At 38.0% G+C, this 4993-nt stretch carries 4 protein-coding genes and 3 pseudogenes; all 7 read left to right on the top strand.

From position 1 onward, the window contains the following. Positions 1-164, top strand: a pseudogene (locus tag AC1DOS_RS17955) (YnfA family protein); the annotation flags it as partial. Then, a pseudogene (locus AC1DOS_RS17950) lies at positions 165-778 on the top strand (DNA alkylation repair protein); the annotation flags it as partial. Positions 779-885: 107 nt separating this feature from the next. Further along, positions 886-1068: a DUF6366 family protein gene (locus tag AC1DOS_RS17945; protein ID WP_108587347.1), complete on the top strand. Its 183-nt coding sequence runs from the start codon at positions 886-888 to the stop codon at positions 1066-1068. 276 nt (positions 1069-1344) lie between these two features. Then, positions 1345-2076, top strand: coding sequence for a class I SAM-dependent methyltransferase (locus tag AC1DOS_RS17940; RefSeq protein ID WP_477538599.1), 732 nt, complete (start codon positions 1345-1347; stop codon positions 2074-2076). A gap of 244 nt (positions 2077-2320) precedes the next feature. After that, positions 2321-3403 carry a Gfo/Idh/MocA family protein gene (locus AC1DOS_RS17935; RefSeq protein ID WP_108587345.1) on the top strand — a complete coding sequence of 361 codons (1083 nt, stop codon included), beginning with the start codon at positions 2321-2323 and terminating at the stop codon, positions 3401-3403. A gap of 75 nt (positions 3404-3478) precedes the next feature. Next, positions 3479-4510: a Gfo/Idh/MocA family protein gene (locus tag AC1DOS_RS17930; RefSeq protein ID WP_477538598.1), complete on the top strand. Its 1032-nt coding sequence runs from the start codon at positions 3479-3481 to the stop codon at positions 4508-4510. A 120-nt stretch (positions 4511-4630) separates the two neighbouring features. Then, a pseudogene (locus tag AC1DOS_RS17925) lies at positions 4631-4723 on the top strand (HAD hydrolase-like protein); the annotation flags it as partial. Positions 4724-4993: the final 270 nt, after the last annotated feature.

Genomic DNA, 4993 nt, shown 5'->3' with positions numbered 1-4993 from the left:
ATTCTAGGAGGTGTTACTCTAGCTCTTTACGGTATCATAGCTACAATTCAATCGTTCCCATCGTTCAGTAGAGTTTATGCCGCCTATGGAGGAGGTTTTATCGTTCTATCTGTATTGTGGGGATGGGGGATTGATAAAAAAACACAGATTTATATGATTGGATAGAGCCGCTTTTTGCCGTGGCTACAGGCGCAATGAAGCCGCTCGTAAAGAAAATCAAGAAAGATTAGCCTTTAGCCGAGCTGCTTTACGCCACCGGGAACTACGATGCCATGTATTTTGCCGGCGTCATTGCGGACTCAATGACAATGACTGAGGCAGATTTTGAGCGTTGGATGGATGCGGCGTATTTTTAAATGCTGTCAGATTTTGTAGTTGCAGTAACTTTGGCAGAAACCGAATTTGCGCAAGTTGTTGCCGATAAATGGATCGCAAGCGGTGAAGAACTTAGAATGTAGGCAGGTTGGGGCTGTTACTGTTGGCTTCTTGGTAATTGCCTAGACACTGAATTTAGCGCCAGCAAAATTGCCAGTATGCTTGATCAGGTGGAAAATACGATTCACGATTCACCAGATCGAACGAAATCCGCTTTGAATAATTTTATCTACACAGTTGGGATTTCATATTTGCCGCTCCATGATAAGGAGGTTGAAACCGCAAAGGCAGTAGGCCCAGTCGAAGTCAGGCGTGGAAAGAAAAAAACAGTATCCTGCTTGCTTCCAAAAATATTCAAAAAGATATAGATAGAGGGCTGCTTGGTTTTAAACGCAAAATGTAAGATGTTAGTTGCGAATACAGCTTTTTTCTTATTGAAGTAACTGGGCAGATTGAATAAGAAAAGAGAAATTTTATGACATTAAAATCGTAAAAAATGGGGGGCTTATAATGTCCGAGAAAGAAAGAGATAGGTTAAAAGCTAAAGAACAACGAAAAAATCCTGGTGGTGCCTTAAACAATGCGTGGGCTCAAGCCCATACAGGAGCACCCAGCAGTGGATGTTTAGTCAATATTGGTTCAATTGTAATAATCGTAGCAATTATTCTGCTGGTAAGAGCGTGCTCAAATTAATTTTATAGTAACGGGTGCTTTACTTCAGGTGGGGCCATTCTCTTATTGAACTAACGCGGCAGGTTAGTTTAATAACAGATAGTTTACAGCAAAAAAAATAGTTGATTATTTCTTTTTTTCTGAAAAGTAAGTATTTTATTACTTGTCTATTCTAAAAAACATGTGATAGAATACATTAATTTGTGTGTTTAGCGATGAGTCGCCCGACATTACAAATCAGTTTTTTAAAAAAGAAAAAGAAAGAAAAGAGAATTAATAAGATGGGGAGGTGATTGGATGGAATTTAGAGGAGCTAGTGTTTACGATCAAACGGATTTTTTTTCAAGTTACATGAAAAGAAGAAACAGACAAGATAGTCCAAATAATGCCATTGAAGGTCCAATTATCTTTGAATTAATTCCGAGCATTCAAGAAATAAGCATCTTAGATTTAGGGTGTGGTGATGCCTCGTTCGGAAAAGAACTTTTACATTTAGGGGCAAAAAACTACACAGGAGTAGAAGGTTCGCAACAAATGGTAGAAGCTGCACGCTCTAACTTACTCGAACAAAACGGAACAATACACTGTGAAACAATGGAATCCTATGATTATCCGGAAGAGGCATTTGATCTTGTAACTTCTAGATTCGCATTCCATTATGTTTCCGACGTTAACCGCCTATTTCAAGCTGTTTATAAAACACTTAAAGAAAACGGTAGATTTGTTTTTAGTATCCAGCATCCCCTGACAACTTCTTCATTTGCTAGTAAGCAAAGTGGGGATAAACGCAGTAATTGGATTGTCGATGACTATTTCCATGAGGGTGAAAGAAAAGAGCCTTGGATTGATCAAGTAGTGGTTAAGTATCATCGCACAATTGAACAATATTTTATCGCACTTAGACAAGCTGGCTTTACAGTATTGGATTTACGTGAAGGTACACCAAAACGTGAACGTTTTAGTAGCGAAGAAGAATTTGTTAGAAGACAGCGGATCCCAGTCGTATTGGCTTTTTCTTGTGTGAAGTAAACAATTTTTACGATTGAACTGTTGAACTAACGGGTGCTTTAGTTGAAGATCAGTGAGCTGCAAAGACATCTCTTTTTTCTTTTTGAGCTACCGGGGCTTGGCAAGAGTAACTTAGGTTATAAAAAGAGTTAACTTTATTATCTGATTCAAACATATGAATAATGTTGAGATATCCATAGGTTACTTACTTCTAAAATCTTAAAATAATTTGTTGTAAAATATACTATTTGAGGAGAAAAATAGAATGTCTAAGAAATTAAGAGTAGCTATTATTGGTTGTGGAGGTATAGCAAACGGAAAACATTTACCGAGTCTTAAAAAGCTTGAACAAGTAGAAATGGTTGCATTTTGCGATATTGAAATAAAAAAGGCAGAAAAAGCCGCAATAGAGTATGGAACACCCGAAGCGGCAGTGTATAAAAATTACAAACAATTATTGGAAGACGAATCAATCGACGTTGTCCATGTCTTGACACCAAATATTTCTCATGCGGAAATTTCAATTGCTTCAATGGAAGCTGGCAAGCATGTCATGTGTGAGAAGCCGATGGCAAAAACGTCTGAAGAAGCTAAATTAATGGTTGAAACAGCAGAACGTACCGGTAAAAAGCTAACGATTGGTTATAACAATCGCTTTAGACCTGACAGTCAGTATTTACATAACGTTTGTAAACAGGGTGATTTAGGTGAAGTGTATTACGCAAGAGCCCATGCCATTCGCCGTCGGGCAGTACCAACTTGGGGAGTATTTTTAGATGAAGAGAAACAAGGTGGCGGCCCGTTAATTGATATTGGCACACATGCGCTTGATTTAACACTTTGGATGATGGACAATTATAAACCTAAATCTGTGATGGGTACGACCTATCATAAATTAGGGCAAAAGAAGGACGCTGCAAATGCATGGGGTCCTTGGGATCCAGAAAAGTTCACGGTTGAAGATTCTGCATTCGGATTTATTACGATGGAAAATGGAGCAACAATTGTCTTAGAGTCAAGTTGGGCATTGAATACATTGGATATCGATGAAGCAAAATGTTCCCTTAGTGGGACTGAAGGTGGAGCAGATATGAAAGACGGATTGCGCATTAATGGAGAGAATTTTAGTAAACTGTATGCAACGAATGTAGAGTTAGGTGCTGGTGGTGTTGCTTTTTATAATGGAAAGGCAGAAAGTGATTCTGACCTTGAGGCGAGGTGTTGGGTAGAAAGCATCATTAATAACACAGAACCGATCGTGAAACCAGCAGAAGCCTTAGTTGTCACACAAATTTTAGAAGCAATATATGAATCTGCAAAAACTGGTAAAGCGGTTTATTTTGATTGAATGATTACTTGAAATCTTGAATATAGAAGGCATCTTAAAGTGGTCTAACCCTGATTATATTAAGGAGGAACTATAATGATTTATGTTGCATTATTGAGTAGATGGCATGTACATGCTGATGATTATGAAAGAGAGATAAGGGAAAATGAACATCTTTCCGTCCAACTTGTATGGGACGAAGATATAGAGCGTGGTAGARAATGGGCAGAGGAGCTGGGTGTACCGTTTGAACAAGATTTACAATCAGTTCTAGCAAACCCTTCCATAGATGCTATTGTTGTCAATACACCTACGAATCTGCATAAAGAAATCATTCTTGCTGCAGCAAAAAATAAAAAACATATTTTCACTGAAAAGGTGTTGGCATTTTCTGTCAAAGACTGTGAGGAAATTTTTGATGCAGTCAAAGCACACGGGGTTAATCTGATGGTTTCTTTACCTAGGTTAACAATGGATTATTATTTATATGCCCAAAAGGTAGTGGATAAAGGATGGCTTGGTAAATTGACAATGGTTCGTTGTAGACTTGCTCATAATGGAGCCGTGCCAAATGAGGGGGAAACACAAGGGTGGTTGCCTGAACGATTTTTTGATAAGGAACAATGTGGTGGAGGTTCATTAATTGATCTTGGTGCACACCCGATTTATTTGACTAATCGTTTAGCTGGAAAAGCACAGGCCCTACACGCACGGTTGCAGCAAACAAATAATCTAGGAGTGGATGATAACGCTGTTGTTTTACTAGAGTATGAATCTGGTGCACTGGGTGTTATTGAGACTAGTTTTTTATCAAACGGAAGTCCGTTTCAGTTAGAGCTTTATGGGACAGAAGGAACACTGCTAATTGAAAATGAACAAATTCGTTTAAAAAGTAGTCAGCTAGAAGAAGGAGAATGGATAAATCCAGTAGAACTAAAGCCATCTTTACCTAAGCCATTGGAACAGTGGGTAGCGATAATTAAAGATGGGACTGTATCCACAATTACGAAAGAAGATGTGATTAATTTGACACTAATAAATGAAGCCGCGGCTTTGTCCCATAAAGAAAGTCGTCGAATTGAATTAAAAGAAATTGTGGAGAAATGTATTGTGAATAATGTCCTTTGAGTTGAAATCAGGTCTTAGAGGAACGCAAGAGGGAACTAGAAGTTAGGAAGAACTTATTTAGATAGTTAGAATTATAGAGATTCTCTTGTAAAAGGAGACAAATATAATGAACATAAATCTGGTGACTTTATTATGATTGGAGATAGAAAGCACGATATTATTGGGGCAAGTAATACTGGAATTGATTCTATTGGATTTACAGACAAGCAATAGTCCGATTCGGTAATGTTTTTTATAAATAATCCCCCTCACAATTAGAACGTTTGTTCTAATTGTGAGGGGGATTCAATTATTTGTCCAGTTCTATTGTCTTTATCGGTAAATCATGGATATATGTCTCAATTTCTTCTTTAAGCCAGTAAGGTTTCCCTCCCTTACGTAGCATGTGAATTTTCTTGGTATCCATGTTTAAAACCCCAGCCTCGGCTGGGGTTTTCTATGAAAGAGGATCATTCGCACGTTGGTCATGTAGATGTATAAGAT

This window comes from Paenisporosarcina sp. P5_A11 (assembly GCF_056400705.1).
This window is presented reverse-complemented; position numbering and strand designations above follow the sequence as displayed.